This is a genomic window from Synechococcus sp. C9, from assembly GCF_022984075.1.
In the GTDB taxonomy this organism is placed as follows: domain Bacteria; phylum Cyanobacteriota; class Cyanobacteriia; order Gloeomargaritales; family Gloeomargaritaceae; genus Gloeomargarita.
The window spans coordinates 1,548,278-1,566,097 of sequence record NZ_JALAAD010000001.1; the positions used below are offsets into that span (position 1 = coordinate 1,548,278).

A 17,820-nucleotide genomic window follows, 5' to 3' on the forward strand; every position below is an offset into this window, starting at 1 on the left:
CCTGTACCCTTTACCGCTGACTTCGTGACCGCCACCCCCCCACCCCGCCGTCCTACCAATCGCACGCTACCCAATATCAATGAGCGGATTCGCTTCCCCAAGGTGCGTCTGATTGATGTGGATGGCACCCAATTGGGCATCATGTCCCCCCGGGAAGCCCTCGTCCTGGCTCAGGAGCGGGAACTAGATTTGGTGGTGATCAGCGAAAAAGCCGACCCGCCCGTGTGTCGGATCATGGACTACGGGAAGTATAAATTTCAGCAGGAAAAAAAGGCGCGGGAAGCCAAGAAAAAACAGCAAACCGTGGAAGTCAAAGAAGTGAAGATGCGTTACAAAATTGACGAACACGACTACCAAGTGCGGGTGAATCAGGCGAAACGGTTTTTGAAAGATGGGGACAAAGTGAAGGCAACCATCACCTTCCGAGGAAGAGAATCCCAACACAGTGAATTAGCAGAAGATTTATTGAAACGGTTGGCGACCGATTTGCAGGACGTGGGGGAGGTGCAACAACTACCTCAAAAAGAAGGACGCAATATGATTATGATTGTCATACCCAAGAAATAGACAGGTTTAGACAGATTAGAACTATAGCAATCCTAAATGAGAATGGAACAGGGGGTCGCAGGGGCACCGCCCCCGTCCTTGGTTCTGGGGAATTTCCCTTTGTTAATCAGGTAGGATTGCTATAGATAAATAAACTGGGAACCTCTATTTATTGATTTTTGTGCTTACACAGCAGGGTTGAAAGCCCCATTCTTTCGTTGGCAATTATCAACAACCTAGAGGTCATTCGCAATAGCCGTGAATCAATATCTTTACCCTTAACCCTTGCTTTTGGGGAAGTGATCAAGATTTTTGAACCATTTGCCCCCACTCCTCCGGGGTTAAAGTTTTCATGGTCAGGGCATGAAGTTCATTACTTTGTAATACACTTTGCAGGGCTTTGTACACCATCTGGTGTCGCTGTACCTGGCTTTTACCTGCAAACATGGCAGATACAATCACCGCTTGCCAATGGTCGCCCCCACCCGTCAAATCCTGCAATTCCACCTGGGCATCCGTGAGATGGTTTTGAATCAATTGGGTCAAAGTCTGGGGCGAAAGCATGGGCATCCCTATAACGCTAAACCCCATTATGCCAAAGGGTTGACCGTTCTGGGGGTGGGCAAATCTGGTGCATTAAAACACACCCCAGGATTTGTAACGTATTATATAAAATTGAAGATTGATGTGTTATTGCAAAGACATTGTTTAAGCAATTCATAACTGCGATTGTCCGTTGGTGGTCTGATTTCACCCTGCAAACCCGGCTCATGGCGGCGGCGACCTTGGTGGTCTCCCTGTTGATGAGTCTGCTCACCTTTTGGGCGGTGAACAGTATTCAGCAGGATGCCCGCATGAATGACACCCGGTTTGGGCGGGATTTGGGGCTATTGTTGGCGGCGAATGTGGCACCCTTGGTCGCCCAGGACAATCGCACGGAATTGGCACGGTTATCGGAAAAATTTTACAACAGCACCGCCAGTATTCGTTATCTTTTGTATGCGGACACCCAGGGGGAAATTTATTTTGGCATTCCCTTTTCGGCGGTGGAAGTGCAAAATTCCCTCACCCTGCGGCGGCGCATCCAACTCCCGGAATTGGCGGAACCGGATCAACCGTTTGTGCGTCAACATTTAACCCCAGATGGGTTGATCGCCGATGTGTTTGTGCCGCTGGTGCAGGATGATAAATATCTAGGCATTTTAGCGCTAGGTATCAATCCCAATCCCACGGTTTTGAGTGCTTCCCTACTCACCCGCAATATCACTTTAGCCGTGTTTATTTCCATTTGGATTTTAGTGATTTTGGGGGGTGTCTTTAATGCGGTCACCATTACCCGTCCGATTCGGGAATTATTGGTGGGGGTCAAAAACATAACTTCTGGGAATTTTCGTCAACGGATTGATTTACCCTTTGGGGGAGAATTTGGGGAATTAATTGTCAGTTTTAATGAAATGGCAGAACGGCTCGCCCATTACGAAGAACAAAATATTGAGGAATTGACCGCCCAAAAAGCCAAACTGGATACCCTCATGTCCACGATTGCCGATGGTGCCATTCTGCTGGATCGGGAATTAAAAATTGTTTTGGTCAATCCCACCGCCGAGAAAATTTTTGGTTGGTCGGGGCAAAATGTGTTGGGACAGGTGGTATTTAATGCCCTACCGGCACCGGTTGCCGAAAAACTTGCCCAACCCCTGGAGGAATTAACCCAACGTGGGGAAGCGAATGGGGAACCCACAGAGTTTTGTATTAACCTTCAGTCTCCTTATAAATGCACGGTTAAGGTGTTATTAACCACCGTTTTTGATCAGGTACGGAATCAATTACAAGGGATTGCCATCACCGTTCAAGATGTGACCCGGGAGATGGAATTGAATGAAGCCAAAAGTCACTTTATCAGCAACGTTTCCCATGAACTACGCACGCCTTTATTTAATATCAAATCATTTATCGAAACGCTCTATGAATATGGGCATAGTTTGAATGAGGAACAGAAACGGGATTTCCTGGAAACTGCTAACCGCGAGACCGACCGCCTCACCCGTTTGGTGAATGATGTTTTGGACATTTCCCGTCTGGAATCCGGCAAACCCTATCCCATGACCCCCACGTCCCTGAGTGCCATCATTGAACAGACCTTGCGGGCGCATCGTCTCACCGCTAAGGATAAGGGCATCCATCTTGCCGCTGTGGTTGAGCCGGATTTACCTGATGTACTAGGGCATTACGATTTACTGCTTCAGGTTTTGGCAAATTTGCTGGGGAATGCGCTTAAATTTACCCCCGCTGGCGGCTATGTGATCCTGTGGGCGTACCCCTGGGAGGGGCGGGTGCGGGTGGAGGTGAGTGATACGGGAATTGGCATTCCGCCGGAGCATCAGGATGCAATTTTTGGTCGGTTTTTCCGGGTGGAAAATCGGGTGCATACCCTGGAGGGAACTGGCTTGGGTTTATCCATTGTGCAGAATATTTTGGAGAAACATCATACGGACATTCATCTGATCAGTGAAGTGGGGATTGGGAGTAGTTTTTGGTTTGATTTAGAGAAGGCTTAGGTCCGGTAGTAATCCTTCTTATTGGGCACTTCTATTGATATTTATTGCCACCACTGGCAGGCAGATGATTTCGCTAAAATACTCCGTGCTCAACGCCTTACGGCATCAAAGGAATTGGAACTATAATATTTTAGTTTATTATAAGTTTATCATAATTTTGAGAGTTTCAAGTAAATAATGATGTCGTATGGTGATCAACGCCCAAAATCCTTTCAGGGAGAGAGGTTTGCTAAAATTATGTCCCATGCCAAAATTAGTAAAGTGAAACTCTCCATAAAGTTAAAGATTTCGCCCGTAGATGTTACACAGATGACTATAGCCATCCTACTTGATTTACATTAGCTTGCGTGCCGTAGGCATACAAAAATGTTCCAGAACCAACGACGGGGGCGGTGTCCCTGCGACCCCCCTTCCATCCTCATTGAAGACTGTTATATTGAGCATCATACGGTAGCGCTATTTTTTCTCATCTTTTGAATAAATAGAGGTGTCCATAAAGGATTTCAGGCTAGCGACATGAATTTGACTCGATGAGCAATAAGTTAGCACTGTACACCCAGGGTAGGATCGGCAAGCCAATGGTGAATGAGGAGGCATCTGCCCCATGTCCGATACGCTGAAAACGCCCAAAGTTTACCTGGTCGGTGCTGGGCCGGGGGACCCGGAATTGTTGACCGTGCGGGCGGAACGGCTGATTAAAACCGCTGACGTGGTGCTTTATGCGGATTCGCTCATCCCCCCAGGCATTGTGGCGTTGACCCGGGCGGATTGTGAACGCATTCCCACCAAAAATTTGACCCTGGAAACCATCGTGCCCCTGATGATTGAGCGGGTGCGGGCGGGCAAATTGGTGCTACGGTTGCATTCCGGGGATGTGAGTTTGTACGGGGCGATTTATGAGCAAATCCAAGCCTTGCACGGGGCGGGAATTGGCGTGGAAATTATCCCCGGTGTGGGGGCAATGCAGTTGGCGGCGGCACGATTAACGACAGAATGGACGGTGCCGGAATTGGTACAGACGGTGATCCTCACCCGCACCCCTGGCATCACCCCCATGCCCGAAAATTTGGCGGATTTGGCCGCCCACCGGGCCACCCTAGGGCTGTATCTCAGTGCCCGCTTGGTGGATCAGGCGCAGGCAGAATTACAAAAACATTACCCCCCCGATACTCTGGTGGCGGTCTGTCACCGGTTGGGTTGGCCCCAAGAGCGCATCTGGTTAGTGCCTTTGGCGGAAATGGCCGCTGTGACCCACCGGGAGCATTTGACCCGTACCACCCTGTATGTGGTCAGCCCGGTATTTGGGGCGGGGGCGACCCGTTCCCAGTTGTACCACCCACAGCATCGGCATTTGTTTCGGCCTTAATCCAAATCATTCAATAATTCCGCTTCTAAGCGGGGGCCAATGCGCTCCATTTCTTCGGCGGAGAGGGGTTCTGGTTGGCCTTGGCTGTTCAAACGGGCAAAAAATAACAGCGGGTCGAGGGGCGTATAAACCCCGTAGCGGCGGCCTTCGTGGTAAAAGACCCCCAATTCTTGAAATTCCTCCGATTCCACCTCCCCTTCCTGGCCTTCGTAGTCCAAAAATAGGGTTTCCTGGTCGTCCGGCAGTTCCCCCTGGGCGGTGAGGGTCAGGGCCGTGTCCAACAGGGTGAGGTTCTGCTCCGCCAGAATGTCCCGGGCGATGGGCAAAATGGCCTCCATTTCCTCCTCCTCCAAATCCAGTAGGGTGTCTTCCGCCTCATTCCAGGCGAACAGTTCCACCGGCACATCCACCGGCAGGAGCAGGAGGTAGGGGTGGTTGTCCACCTCCAAGGTGCGATCCACATAGCAGGCCAGGGAGCGACCCCGGTCATCCACCAGCACCACCTGGGCCGGTAGGTCAAAATTTTGTTGGGAATTTCCAGTAGTGTTGAATGTCCGTAATAAAACTTAACATAAGGGGTCAGGGTTATCCTACGAGCGGCTCTACCCCTACGAGTTCCATGAAGCTACAGTGTCGGCCTATTTCTATTTGTAAATATCGCAACTTGTCAATCAATTCATAGGTCTTATTGTGACCTATCTCCAGCAATCTTAAAATTAGATAACCAATCAATACGGCATAAATCTGTAGCCGCACACCATTCTCATTCTTGGTAATGATTCTATCCAATTTCAAGTGCATCTTTAGTGCCTTCCAAAGCAACTCAATTCGCCAGCGCAAACGATAGGCTGAACAAATCTCTTCATCCGTCATCGAAGTCACGTTAGTCGCTAGCCTATATTCTGTGTTTTCCTCTTCATTAAAAAATTGAATTACCCGAATATCCGGATTGTCAGGTTGCAACTTCATATTATTTCTAATCCGCACAATAAACAATGTATTTCGTTTACACATTTCGTCCATTAATTTCCAGGAAGCAAAACCCCTATCCATGATACCAACGGCATTCTCAGGTATCGTCCCAATCACAAGATGCCCAATTTTATGGTCATTAGTCTTTCCAAATATAATTGATTCGTCACCGATATTGCCCTCATTTATATCCAGGCCAAGCGTCAATTTTACCTGCTTGTAGTGCCAGAATAATTTGCTGGTCAGGGTGATAATGGTAGAATCTAATGGGAATAAGTGCTTAAATTCACCTTGATGATGTTTAAGCCGTTTTTGCAGTTCTCTTAGGATCACTTGAAACGGCTCGGTGCTACGATGTTTACACGCCTTAGAAAACGTTGATATGTCAACTTTAAAATTGAGATGATTCAAGAGGAAGAATAAGCCCCGCATGGTGGCGACTCTTGCATCTAAAATGAAGTGCATCCATATGAGTACAAACAAGCGAGTATCCAAGACTGGATAGTCGTTTTTGGGAAGAAGGTTCAGCAAGGGCTTGATAAGTCCCTGAATTTGTCGTCTCATAAAAATACTGTTACTCGTGGTTTCTACCAATCTAAAATACCATTTTTAGTCTCCCTTTTCCACCCTTTCGTTAACATTCAACACTACTGGGGAATTTCGACCCATAGTTGTCTCCAGAACGAAAGGAATGAGGTTGCTGGTCGAGCCACTGTTGCAGAATCAGCATGGCGGCCCGTTGGTCCACCGCTTTCCGGTAGTCCACCTCGTGGCGGTAACGGCGGCGATCCAGGGTTTGGGCGGCACTCCAGGACGTGAGGATTTCATCCACATACACCACCGGCAGATGGAGATACCGGCCAAGGTAATCCCCCTGCTTTTGGGTGTAGCGGGTTTGGGCACTGGGACGGCCATCGGGATAGCGGGGCAAACCCACCACCAAGACCTGGGGCTGGCGTTCCCGGACAATGGCGGCCAGGGCTGGGGGCACCTGGGGCCAGGTCAGAGTCGGCAGACCCGTTGCCACCAACCCCAGCGGGTCACTGATCGCCACCCCCACCCGTTTCCGACCAATATCCAAACCCAAACCGACTACCATCTCTACCGTTGGCACCTTAGGGTTATTGTGCCATGTTCTGATCCCCTGCAAACGAATCCCGGGGGGTGAGGGGGACGGGTTGCAAATGGGGCAAAACCTCTGCCAGATTCGGCAGTTCCTGGAGGTTCAATTTAGCCTCCCGCAGTTTGTGCCACACGGAACGGGACATCCACAGGGTTTCCCCCTGGGGCACGGCTCCCGCCCACTGGAAACAGGCTTCCCGCTCCGGTTGATAGTCCATGCAGGCCAAACGCAACCCTGGCTCTGGCGGTACCAGGCGGGTCAAGTGGGAAAGTAACTGGGGGTACAGCCAGGTATAGGCGGGGTGGACGGTCAAATCCACCGGGTGGGGTTGCGAGGCGTGGGGGTCAAACCACAGGCCAAAATAACCGATTGCCGCCTTCCGTTGGGGTTCAAACACATAGTTGCGAATCCACCGGGATTGCCCCTGCCAGGTGCGCCACTGGTGCCACAGGGATTGCCACAGGGGGACGGCAAAGTCTTCAGGATGGCGGTCAAACACCTGACGGACCAAGGGGGGCATCGCCAGGGTATCCAATTGGTAGCGCAGATAGGCATCCCCATTCCCCACGGGACTGAGGGTGGGGGCTTCCACCGGGGCGTGGGCAAGGGCGGTGAGGGCAGACCCGTGCAGGTGCCAGTAGGTGCAATGGGCCAGGGGTTGAAAGCCATTTTGCCGGTAAAGCGCCAGGGTGTCCCGCTCCTGGATGGGGATTTCTAAAACCCAGGTGCGGGCTTCCAAAACGGTTTCCAGGGCGTACCGCAACAGTTGGGAACCCACCGCCAGGTTGGTGCTGGTCACCCACTTCACCTGCCAGGTACTGCGACTGCGGTTAAAGGGTACTACATGGATTGCCCCTACCATCTGCCCCGCTTCCAGGGCTACCCAGGTCTGCCCCGGGGGTTCAAACGGGTCGCCATCCCCCGTGCGGGTCGGGATCGCTTTCCATTCCTGGGGGTGGGGCGGTCGGATGGTCAACATGGTCAGCGTAGGTGGGCTGGGGGGGTTCCGGGGGCAAGGGACGGATCAGCAACAAAGGAGTTTGTTCCGCCGCATTCCCGGCGGGGTTATCCACCAACACCCGGGTCAACAGGGACGCATCCACATCCGCCGTCCTGGCTAATATTCTAACCGCTTTCAAGTCGTTCACATCCACAATGGCCGCCCCGAGTCCGGTTTGCTCCTTGACCTCCGCCACCACCGTCTGGGGTCGGCTCGGCCCCAACACCACGAATTGGTCATAGGGGGGCAAGGTGCCGGTCACGTCATCAATCAGGGCGGCCTGTTCCCCGGCCAACTGGTAAAACACCCCCGGCTTACCCAGGAGGAGTTTAGCCATGGCTCCGACCAGAAACGCCCCCAACACCCGGGGCGCACCCACTAGGTCGATCAGGGTTTGCAACCCACAGGCGGTCGCCAGACTGGAGGTGGGCAGAAAAAACGTACAGAGCCGCCGGGCCAACCAACCGGGTTGGATTTGCCGGGGATGCCGCCACCGCCCCTGCATAATCGCCACCGGGGTCTCCCCAAGAACCACGATATCCCCAGGGAGGGCGTGGGGTTGGGCATAGCGTTTGATCACGGAAACCGGGTCATCCAGATGGCAGAGCAGATGGGTGCGAATCAACAGAATTTCTGCACCTTCCGGGCTACGCCGACTCACCAACGTACGGGTGGGGTCGGGAAACGCCAAGGGCAAAACCACGTGCTGTTCCCGGGGCACCCAACCCCCTGGCCCGTAGGTGACATACTGCCACCGCACCCAGACCGCCTGCAATCCGGTCACATCCTCCCCCCTAATGTCCAAAGTCACTTCCAACCCCACCCGTTGCCGGGTTTTGATGATGCAGGCTGCCCAATAGCCATCGGGACGGGAGGGAGCATCGGGGTGATGGGAAATCAACTCAGTTTTTACCGTAATTCCAGCGGTATCCTGTTGGGATAAAAGCTGTACGTCCACCGTACATTCTGGGATCATCACCTCGAAGCGGTGGCTGGGATTGACCCATTCCATTTGCCCCCGCCAGCGGTAGTGGTCAGATTCCTGGACTTCCATCTGCCAGGTGCCCCGGCTCAGGCGCAACGGATTCTGGGAACGGCGACAGAGCCAGCGATCCAGCAACCAGACGCCGAGTCCCCCCCCTAGGAGGAGGAAAAGAATTACCCACCCCAACACCATGACACCTCAGAAGTCGGCTTTGATCTTAGCCTGATTCCCAACCGATTAAACCGGCTCCAGAACCGAAGTGGCTGGTTGAGCCTGGGGGGTATCGGCTTCCGAGGGGGGCACCACCTGCCAAAACTGGGGCAGATACCGTTCCCACTGGGTCAAAATGGCCTCGGCCTTGCGACTGGCGGTACGTTCCCGGTAGATGGTGATCAGGTCGTGCAACTGGCAGGCACCCGCCGGGCTAGTCACCCGCTGGATTTTGACAATTTCCGGGTTGACCCGTAGGGGAAAGTCCCCCGTTTCGTCCAAGAAATACGCCAAGCCGCCGGTCATGCCCGCGCCTACATTGCGCCCCACCGGGCCAAGTACCACCACTACCCCGCCGGTCATGTACTCACAGCAGTGGTCCCCTGCGCCTTCGATCACCGCCTGCGCCAGGGAATTGCGCACCGCAAACCGCTCCCCCGCCCGCCCGTAGGCAAACAACCGCCCCCCAGTCGCCCCGTACAGACAGGTATTGCCGATAATCACCTGGGCACTGGGGTCGCAGGCCAAATCCGGGTCGGGCACCACGATAATTTCGCCGCCGTGCATTCCCTTGCCCACGTAGTCATTGGCTTCGCCGGTCAGGTGTAGGGTCATGCCGGGGAGGTTAAACGCCCCAAAACTCTGCCCCGCACTGCCTTTGGCGTGGAGGGTGATGTGACCTTGAAACCCATCATCCCCATAACGACGGGCAATTTCCCCGGCGATCCGTGCCCCCACACTCCGGTCGGTGTTGACCAGGGACACATGTACCATCACCGTTTCCTGGTTTTGGATCGCCCGTTGTACTTCCGGTTTTTGCAATAGCTCATCATCCACCACCGACCCGTTGCTGTGGACGGGTTCATGGTTGAGCCAATCCCGCTGGGTGCGGGTGTCGGGTAACTGGGTTAAAGCCGCCAGGTGCAAGCCCTGGGTTTTGCTGACGGTGATCTGCCGGGGTTGGAGCAAATCCGCCCGCCCAATAATTTCACTCAAGGAACGGTAGCCCAATTCCGCCAAAATCTGCCGCACCTCCTCGGCGATAAACAAGAAGAAATTCACCACCTGCTCCGGCAGACCCGGAAACCGCCGCCGCAAATCCTCCCGCTGGGTTGCCACCCCCACCGGACAATTATTCGTATGACACACCCGTGCCATGATACACCCGGCGGCAATCATCGCCACCGACCCAAACCCAAATTCCTCCGCCCCCATCAGAGCCGCCATCACCACATCCCAGCCGGTTTTTAAGCCCCCATCCACCCGCAAAATCACCCGATCCCGCAGTTGGTTGTGCAAGAGCACCCGATGTACCTCGGTCAAGCCCAACTCCCAAGGGGTACCGGCGTGTTTGATCGAACTCAGGGGCGAGGCACCCGTCCCCCCATCATGCCCAGAGATTTGGATCACGTCCGCATTGGCTTTGGCGACCCCGGCGGCGATGGTGCCGATGCCAATTTCCGCCACCAATTTCACCGACACTTTCGCTTGCGGATTCACCTGATGCAGGTCAAAAATCAGCTGAGCTAGGTCTTCGATGGAGTAAATATCGTGGTGGGGCGGCGGCGAAATCAACGACACCCCCGGTTTGGAACGGCGCAACATGGCAATGTAGGGGCTGACCTTTTTCCCCGGCAGTTGCCCCCCCTCCCCCGGTTTGGCTCCCTGCGCCATTTTGATCTCAATCTGCTGGGCGTGCATCAGATACCCCGGTGTCACCCCGAACCGCCCGGACGCCACCTGTTTGATCGCCGAACTCGCCGTATCCCCATTGCGTAGCCCGTTCAGGTGGGGCATGGTGGGAGAATGTCCGGTTTCATCCACATCTTTTAAGACTTGGAACCGCACCGGGTCTTCCCCCCCCTCCCCGGAGTTGGACTTGCCCCCCAACCGGTTCATGGCAATCGCCAGCACCTCATGAGCCTCCCGGGACAAGGCACCCAGGGACATCCCGCCGGTACAAAAACGGGTGACAATCTGACTCGCCGGTTCCACTTCTGCCAGGGGAATGGGGTGGCGGTCGCTCGCCAGGGTCAACAAATCCCGGGGCGCCGTGGGGGGACGGTGTTCCAAGAATTGCTGGTAGGTGGCAAAGTCCGCCGGTGCCCCCGAACGTACCGCCTTGTGCAACAGCTTCGCCATTTCCGGGGAATTCATGTGGTACTCGCCCCGGGGACGGGCTTGGATAAACCCCAGATTTTCCAGCTTCTTCTGGGTCAACTCCGGGAACGCCCGCTGGTGAATCCGGCAAATTTCCTGGTTCAGTTCCGCCAAATTCAAGCCCCCCAACTGGGAAATGGTGCCCCGGAAGCTCATGTCCACCACCTCCTCACCCAAGCCCAAAATTTCAAAAATCTGCGCCCCGTGATAACTGGACAACAGGGAAATGCCCATTTTCGAGAGAATTTTCAGCAATCCCGCCTCCACCGCTGACCGGTAATTCCCCTGGGCTTCCACCAGGGTACAGCGGCTGATCTTGCCCTGCGCCATCAGGGTTTGGGTTTTGCCATCCTGCCACCACTGGCGCACCGTCTCCAAAGCCAGGTAGGGACAGACCGCACTCGCCCCGTAGCCAATCAAACAGGCGAAATGGTGCGTACTCCAGCACTGCGCCGTCTCCACCACCAGGGACACCCGCAGGCGCAACCCCTGGGCAATCAAATGGTGATGCACCGCCCCCACCGCCAACAACGGGGGTATCCAGGTCCGGGTCGCCGTCAGGGGTTCCAAACGGTCGCTGAGAATGAGAATTTCCGCCCCTTTTTGCACCGCCGCCACCGCCTGGGCGCATAGGGCATCTAAGGCATTTTTGAGCGTGTCGCAGGCTCCATTCAAGTCAAACAACGTACTAATTTCTACCGCAGTTAACCCCCCGCTTTTCACCCCCTGCAATTCCCGCTCATTCAGCACCGGCGAACTGAGCCAAATCTGCCGGGCATCCTCCGGGCGGACTTGTAATAAATTCCCCCGTGCCCCCAACCCCATCTCCAAGGACATAACCAAACTCTCCCGCAGGGGGTCAATGGGCGGATTGGTCACCTGGGCAAACCGTTGCTTGAAATAGTCGTAAAGCAGATGGGGCTTTTCCGACAGCACCGCCAAGGGCGCATCATCCCCCATGCAAAAGGTCGGCTCCTTCCCCGTTGTCGCCATCGGTTCAATCACCATTTCCACATCTTCGGCGGTGTAGCCAAAGGCGGTTTGATACCGGAGCAATGTCACTTCATCGTACTGACAAGCATCCCCAAAGGGTTCAGCGGGGAGGTTCTGCCGGTATTGCTTGACCCACACCCCGTAGGGCAGACGTTGCGCCACCTGTTGCTTGATCGTCCAATTGGTGAGCAATTCCCCTTTGGCTAAATCCACCGCCAGCATTTGCCCCGGCCCCAAACGCCCCTTGGCAATCACCTGCTGGGCGGGAATATCCACCACCCCCGCCTCCGAAGCCACAATCACCCAATCATCCTGGGTCAACACATAGCGAGCCGGTCGCAACCCATTCCGGTCCAGGGTCGCCCCCACCACATTCCCATCCCCAAACACAATCAACGCCGGTCCATCCCAGGCTTCCTGCAAACCCGCATAGTACTCATAAAAATCCACCACCTCCGGGTAATTCGCCAATTCCGGCTGGTTTTGGTACGCCTCCGGGATCAGCATCATCATCGCCTCCAGGGGACTGCGCCCGGAACGCACCAGCAATTCCAAACTGTTGTCCAGATTCGCCGAATCGCTGTTTTTCTGATTCACCACCGGCTTGATGTCCGCCAAACGCTCCGCCCACAGGGGATGGGCAAAACTCGACTCCCGCGCCATCATCCAGTTGATATTGCCCAGCAGGGTGTTAATCTCCCCGTTGTGCCCCAACAGCCGCATCGGTTGCGCCAAGGGCCATTTGGGCAGCGTATTCGTACTAAACCGGCGGTGATAAATGGCAAACGCACTCTGGTACCGCTCATCCTGCAAATCCCGATAAAATTCCCCCAGCACCGCCGAGCGCACCATCCCCTTATAGACAATCGTGCGGCAGGACAGGGAACACACATAAAAATCATCCCCCCAGGATTGCTCTGCCACCCGCCGTTCCAACCGCTTACGGGTTAAATACAAATGCTGTTCCAACGCATCATCTTGTAATTCTGGATGGGTAACAATCACCTGGGCAATCGCCGGGCAATTTTGCCGCGCCTGCACCCCCAAGACCTCCGGGCGCACCGGCACCTCCCGCCAGCCCAACACCGTCAAGCCCGCCTGTTGCAACCCCTGGGTCAGCCATTCCTGCGCCGCCATCTGCGCCTGCGGGGGCAAAAACACCATCCCCACCCCCGTCCGTCCCCGTCCCAAAGGGGGTAACCCCGGCGCCTCCGCCCAAGCCTGCAAAATTCCCCAGGGCAGACCCGTCATCAGCCCCGCCCCATCCCCGGAATCCCGATCCGCACTACAGCCCCCCCGATGCTCCAGACAGGTCAGCGCAGCCAGGGCTTGGGTCACCAAATCATGGCTCACCCGGCCACGACGGTCAGCGATAAATCCAACCCCACAGGCAGAACGCTCGTCGGTCAACCAGGGCAACAGGGAATGACTCATGGTGCAAACAAAAAATAAAGGGACAAAAATGGGGCCAACCAAAACACCCCCCCGCCGGTGGCATCCCCAGATGGCCGTGGTTATGGATGTCAGCAGAAAACCCACGCCGATGGAGCGAATGGCACTCCCCGAACCGTGTTGACATCACAACGCCCAATACTCCGACGACAACCGTTCCCCGACAGGTGCGGCATCCCTTATTATAATGTTTTCCCAAAAACCTGAGCCTTTAACCCCGTTGAAGTTCATCCACCACCAGCGCCATCACGGCGGCAAACAAGGTGATCCCCAGGGCGACCAAAGGGTTTTGCCCCTGGATGACAGCAAAAGAAGTCGCTACCCCTGCCCCCAAACCCGCTGTGACCAAAGCCGTAGGCCAATCCCGTTGACTCGGACGATACATAAGCCCTCAATCTCAAAGTATGGATATTGGGTAACGGTATCATTCGCCACCAACGCCCTGGTATGGGAACCTGAGATTCTGCAATTAAACGTTAAATTCCCTCAAGCTCCGTAACATCCCTAAAGCCCCGTCACCGGTTGGGAGTACCAGCCCTTGGTGACATCCCCCGGCACCGGCCCATCACCTCCCATCAAAATCACCCGGTTCAGCACATGGATCACCCCATTATCGGCGGCAATATCGGCGGCCAACACCGTCGCATTTTTCACCTCAAATTCCCCCCCTTCCAGATAAATAGGAATCAACGACCCTTCCAAGGATTGCAAACGCATCCCACTGTGTAAATCCGCTGTCGTGTATCGTCCCGCCACCACATGGTATTTCAAAATCCGGGTGAGTTGCGGAATATTTTGTAATAAGGTTGTAATTGTGCCAGCGGGAAGGGCGGCAAAGGCATCATCATTGGGGGCAAACACGGTAAACGGGCCAGGGCTTTTGAGGGCATCCACCAAATGAGCCGCTTGCACCGCCGCCACCAGGGTCTGAAATGCCCCCGCACTCACCGCAATATCCACAATATCTGCCATAAATTTTGATGATGAAGGGTTGAGCTTACTTCTGGATTATATCCACATCTGAGTTCATGACTAAAATGACCATTCATTACAATTATCAATGTTTGATATAACCATTTCAGATGTTCCCTGTGGGTCATCAGGTTACACGGCTATACTACGCAGGCGATGAAAACGAAGGCGGGGATGGTAGCCTGCGACCCCGATTCTATTTGCGTATTGATCTATAAACCAAATATGGGAATGTCCCTGCTTGGATTGCCGGTCACGGATGCCTGAAATTACCCATAATCCACGAATATTTGAGCAGACTAAAACTACCCTTCCTCAGCACATAACCTGGCACTATGCGCCGAAATAATCCGGTAAAATAACCTAAGATTTTGCCCGGTGTTATGGAGCATTAGACGTTAGAGCGAACCGGAAAATAATAGCTCAAGATAACACCGGCTAAATTAATACTAACAATAAAAATTTAATCTGTAAACCCCGTTGCTGTGATCCTAGGGGTGTTGAAAAAATCCCGGTTCCCCCAAAATCATTACAAAGTTAGTAGGTACAACCCCTGAAGGCATTAAAGGTTAGGTAGCACCGTAGCAGTCCAATTCGATTGAGGTTAGCTGGCGTGCCGTAGGGATACAGAAATTTTCCAGAACCAGGAATGGGGACGGTGCCCACCCGTGTTCTCAATTCATTGAGGATTGCTATGTTTAATCAACCAACTCGGTCAGCAGGATGGATTCATAAGTAGTAAAGATGTTTCTACAAGTTATGTCATTCCCTGCTTCCTAGCTCTGGAAAACTCCCGCATAAAGCGTTTTAATCCTGACCAAATCATCGCAAACGGTTGAGAGGAGGGGCGACCGACGGGATTCGAACCCGCGCATAGAGGAGCCACAATCCTCTGCCTTAACCACTTGGCTACGGCCGCCATCGCAAATACTTACATTATCAATTTTAGGGGGAGCTTGGCAACTCAGACGAGGAAAAATGCTCCGACCTCCTGATCATCCTTTATTTGACATAAAAATTTACGGAAATTACATACGATTCATGAGTAATTACCATACAGCAGTCCTATTTGATTGGCATACAAAAATTCTCCAGAACCAAATCCGGGGGCGGTGCCCCTGCGACCCCTGTTCTATTTTCATTCAGGATTGCTATAGTGTTGGTTTTCATCAAATCAAGGCTTAAGGAAGTAGGGAAATTTTGCGAATCCGCCAGCCTTGGGAAGACTTAACTAATTCATAACGGGCTTGGTAGGTGCTCCTGCCCGCATCCTCCCCCTGCACCTGCACCTGGTCTTCGATACGGGCTTCCACCACCATTTCCTGGGGATTGACCACCTGCATCCGTTCGATCTCCAGCCGTTTGAGGGTGTGAATTTCGGTAATGCCTTCCGCATGGGACTGTTGCGCCCGCTCCCGCCACTGGGTTAAGGCCGGGTCAACCAGGATCAATGCCAAGCGGTCAATCGCCTGCTGTGGCCCGAAGGCGTCGGCTTTGATTTTTTGCCAGGTGGTCAAGGTCTGGAGTGCCTCGGTGCGGGGGTCAATGGTAGGGGGGCTGGGGCTGGGAATGGGTACGGGTGGGCGTTCCAGGGTAATGTTCAAGGTCTCCGGGGGCAGGCGTTGCCACCACCACCACAATCCCCCCGCCGTCAGCAAAGCCGCCACTCCAGTCACCAACCAACCATAGCCCCGCTCGGGGGGACGCACCGCCCTTTGGGGGGGAGGGGAAATCGGGGTCAGCCCCACCTCCGGGGTTTGCCATTCCTCCAACCGGGCCACCACCTGGGGGTCGGCAAAATAACTTTGCATATCCAAAGCCGCTGGAGTCACATCCCGCGCAAAGGGAGCAATTTCCGTCTGCAACCAGGTCTGGGTGTAGCGGTACAAACCCACCAATTCATCGGGAGCCGTGCGGATCACCTGCACCGTCTGGGCATCCACGTTGGGGCTGGCAAGATACTGTTCCAAAAAATCTAAAGCCAGTTCCGTCTGTCCCAACAGGAGATTGGTCACCGCCAATTCCAGGGGCACCGGCTGGGTACGATGCAAAAACCGCAACCACCCCTCCGCCTCCCGAATCACCTGGGGCTGATGCCGCAGTACCCCCAATCCCACCGCCCCATAGGCCGCCAGATAGGCCCCCACCGCCGACGGTCGCCGAGCTTCCCGGCCAAATACTTCGTACTGCTCCCCCAGGGTCATATAAGGGCGCAGTTGTTGGATAAACCGCAGACCCTCCTCCACCCCCAAGCCCGCCTGGGCATCCCCTGTCCCCTCAATGCCCCCCCGTTCCGTCAGCATCTGGGTCAACAATTCCAGCCCCAAGCGTCGCCCCGGCTGGTCCTCCAAGGGCAAGGCCACCAGTTCCAAAATCCGGTAAGGGCGCAACCGGGCCAAATCCACCTGCAACTCCGCCAGTAGGTTGGGGAATAACCCCCCCGTGCGTTGCAACAGCTCCCGCCCCTGCTCCAGATACACCCCCGCCCGTTGATAATTCTGCTGTTGCCATTGCTCCCGCCCCAACTCCAGATAAGCCAGCACCATGGTTAACACAATATCCCCGTAGGCACTGGGAGCCGTGCCATTTTGACAGGCCGCCTGCCCGGTTTTGAGGATCAGTTCATACTCGCCCCACTCCAGCCAAAGGGCCAACGCCCCCGGCAGTTCCTCCCCCTCCACCCACAGCACCGGCGGTTCCGTCACCTCCGTATCCGTTTCCTTACTATGGCTGGCTGATAAAATTTGATAAGCCTGTTCCAATAACCGTTGCCGCGCCGCCACCGCCACCGGGGAATAATCCGCCCGCACCCCCACCTTCAGGCGCTGGGATAACACCGAACCCAATTGCGCCACCCCCGTATTGGCAGGCACTCCCAGAACCCGATAACAATCCAAGGAAATTCGTACCACCGCCCGTGTGCGCCCATTCCCATCTACAGGCAACCTACCCAAGACTTTAGACCAGGAAACCCACCCACAGCAAGTCTTGGATGCCTTGCCCCGGTAGTTCACAAAAATTAACTGCTCCATTCGGGCACAGTGGCGACTTTTGATCAAAAAACCGTATAATTAGATACAGAAAGGAAATTCAGATTATCCATTTGGATAACATTTCTGCCAGACACCCAATTGTTTACGGAGGGAATCAGCCATGCAATACCATTTTCACGGTGCCACCTACGAGCATGATCCGAGTGTTGTGCCGGTGAGCGAAGGTCAGGTGGGGGGCAAGTATCGGGGGGCGGAATGGAAAACCCATGTGGCCAATGTTCCCAGTCACCCCCGGGCACCCCGGCAATTGCGTTATCGGGGGGTCATGTACTCCTAAGCTCTGTTTAGGTGATCAATAAAAATTGATGAACCAACTGGGAAATTATCTTTCGCCCCCTGGTACCAACCGGGGGGTTAATTTATGCCGAATTGGGCGATTTTCATACCAAATGACAAAACCCCCCAATCCCCAGTGCCTTTGTGACCCAAA

The 17,820-nt window shown here is 54.4% G+C and carries 14 protein-coding genes and 1 tRNA gene; 4 read left to right on the forward strand and 11 right to left on the reverse strand.

The features are described 5' to 3' along the window. The first annotated feature begins 24 nt into the window (after window positions 1–24). Window positions 25–567, forward strand: a complete 543-nt coding sequence (gene infC, locus MLD66_RS07770) for a translation initiation factor IF-3 (RefSeq protein ID WP_247216674.1) — start codon at window positions 25–27, stop codon at window positions 565–567. Window positions 568–849: 282 nt separating this feature from the next. On the opposite strand, the gene MLD66_RS07775 is transcribed toward infC, so the two are convergent. Further along, window positions 850–1,110 carry a BolA/IbaG family iron-sulfur metabolism protein gene (locus MLD66_RS07775; RefSeq protein WP_247216676.1) on the reverse strand — a complete coding sequence of 87 codons (261 nt, stop codon included), beginning with the start codon at window positions 1,108–1,110 and terminating at the stop codon, window positions 850–852. A 140-nt stretch (window positions 1,111–1,250) separates the two neighbouring features. Between MLD66_RS07775 and nblS the strand changes: the two genes are divergently transcribed. Together nblS and cobM are read left to right on the forward strand one after the other, a co-directional pair. Further along, window positions 1,251–3,104 carry a two-component system sensor histidine kinase NblS gene (nblS, locus tag MLD66_RS07780; protein ID WP_348644346.1) on the forward strand — a complete coding sequence of 618 codons (1,854 nt, stop codon included), beginning with the start codon at window positions 1,251–1,253 and terminating at the stop codon, window positions 3,102–3,104. A gap of 604 nt (window positions 3,105–3,708) precedes the next feature. After that, window positions 3,709–4,470, forward strand: coding sequence for a precorrin-4 C(11)-methyltransferase (cobM, locus tag MLD66_RS07785; RefSeq protein ID WP_247216685.1), 762 nt, complete (start codon window positions 3,709–3,711; stop codon window positions 4,468–4,470). Here cobM and MLD66_RS07790 read toward each other — a convergent pair. The 10 genes from MLD66_RS07790 to MLD66_RS14510 form a co-directional block, all read right to left on the reverse strand. After that, entirely contained in the window at window positions 4,467–4,964 is a 498-nt protein-coding gene (locus MLD66_RS07790; RefSeq protein ID WP_247216686.1) for a DUF3727 domain-containing protein, read from the reverse strand. The genes cobM and MLD66_RS07790 overlap by 4 nt on opposite strands. Window positions 4,965–5,055: 91 nt before the next feature. After that, entirely contained in the window at window positions 5,056–6,006 is a 951-nt protein-coding gene (locus MLD66_RS07795; protein WP_247214935.1) for a transposase, read from the reverse strand. 70 nt (window positions 6,007–6,076) lie between these two features. Beyond that, window positions 6,077–6,541, reverse strand: a complete 465-nt coding sequence (gene ruvX, locus MLD66_RS07800) for a Holliday junction resolvase RuvX (protein WP_247216689.1) — start codon at window positions 6,539–6,541, stop codon at window positions 6,077–6,079. A gap of 22 nt (window positions 6,542–6,563) precedes the next feature. Then, complete coding sequence (locus tag MLD66_RS07805; RefSeq protein WP_247216691.1) at window positions 6,564–7,544, reverse strand: GNAT family N-acetyltransferase; 981 nt, start codon at window positions 7,542–7,544, stop codon at window positions 6,564–6,566. Further along, on the reverse strand, window positions 7,468–8,742 hold the full coding sequence (locus tag MLD66_RS07810) for a F420-0:Gamma-glutamyl ligase (protein ID WP_247216693.1): 1,275 nt from the start codon (window positions 8,740–8,742) through the stop codon (window positions 7,468–7,470). The genes MLD66_RS07805 and MLD66_RS07810 overlap by 77 nt, the downstream gene beginning before the upstream one ends. A 45-nt stretch (window positions 8,743–8,787) precedes the next feature. After that, window positions 8,788–13,347 (reverse strand): glutamate synthase-related protein, encoded by a 4,560-nt coding sequence (locus tag MLD66_RS07815; protein WP_247216695.1) that lies wholly within the window; start codon window positions 13,345–13,347, stop codon window positions 8,788–8,790. A 229-nt stretch (window positions 13,348–13,576) separates the two neighbouring features. Then, window positions 13,577–13,750 carry a hypothetical protein gene (locus MLD66_RS07820; RefSeq protein ID WP_247216697.1) on the reverse strand — a complete coding sequence of 58 codons (174 nt, stop codon included), beginning with the start codon at window positions 13,748–13,750 and terminating at the stop codon, window positions 13,577–13,579. A gap of 119 nt (window positions 13,751–13,869) precedes the next feature. Continuing rightward, window positions 13,870–14,337, reverse strand: a complete 468-nt coding sequence (locus tag MLD66_RS07825; protein ID WP_247216700.1) for a fasciclin domain-containing protein — start codon at window positions 14,335–14,337, stop codon at window positions 13,870–13,872. Window positions 14,338–15,183: 846 nt separating this feature from the next. After that, window positions 15,184–15,256, reverse strand: a tRNA-His gene (locus tag MLD66_RS07830). A 262-nt stretch (window positions 15,257–15,518) separates the two neighbouring features. Next, complete coding sequence (locus tag MLD66_RS14510; protein ID WP_281438433.1) at window positions 15,519–17,369, reverse strand: ARC6/PARC6 family protein; 1,851 nt, start codon at window positions 17,367–17,369, stop codon at window positions 15,519–15,521. Window positions 17,370–17,490: 121 nt separating this feature from the next. Between MLD66_RS14510 and MLD66_RS07845 the strand changes: the two genes are divergently transcribed. Continuing rightward, complete coding sequence (locus MLD66_RS07845) at window positions 17,491–17,667, forward strand: DUF4278 domain-containing protein (RefSeq protein ID WP_247216702.1); 177 nt, start codon at window positions 17,491–17,493, stop codon at window positions 17,665–17,667. The last annotated feature ends 153 nt before the right edge of the window (window positions 17,668–17,820 follow it).